Source organism: Sulfitobacter sp. 15WGC (assembly GCF_005068605.1).
Taxonomy (GTDB): Bacteria; Pseudomonadota; Alphaproteobacteria; order Rhodobacterales; family Rhodobacteraceae; genus Sulfitobacter; species Sulfitobacter faviae.
Genome location: NZ_SZNL01000079.1, coordinates 1 through 389, shown reverse-complemented (window position 1 = coordinate 389; position 389 = coordinate 1). Strand labels below are relative to the sequence as shown.

Annotated in this window: 1 pseudogene; it reads right to left on the bottom strand. The window is 57.1% G+C overall.

From position 1 onward, the window contains the following. Positions 1–263 (bottom strand): annotated as a pseudogene (locus FCK22_RS18060) (integrase core domain-containing protein); the annotation flags it as partial. Positions 264–389 lie beyond the last annotated feature (126 nt).

The window sequence follows — 389 nt, the reverse complement described above, 5'->3', positions numbered from 1 at the left end:
GTGTCAAATATCTCCTCGTTCAGCAGCTCGTCGCGCAGGCTGCCGTTTAATGACTTGATAAAGGCGTTCTGCTGCGGCTTCCCTGGGTCGATATAGTGCTACGGAATTGCGTTCTGATCGGCCCACCCCAGAATGGCCCGGCTCGTGAACTCCGTCCCCCTCGCCATTGTCTCTCGGACCAATGGCGTTCCAATGGCTCGATCGCTGACTATGCATCCGGGTTTACCGTAGATCCGCACCAGCGCATCCAGCTCACGCGCAATGGACGTGTCACGGTTTGATGCCGCTCCTTTGATAGCATTTATTGCAGCAAAGGAGACGAACTATGGGAACGAAACGCACGGACGAATTCCGCGCTGATGCGGTGCGGATCGCGCTGACAAGCGGGC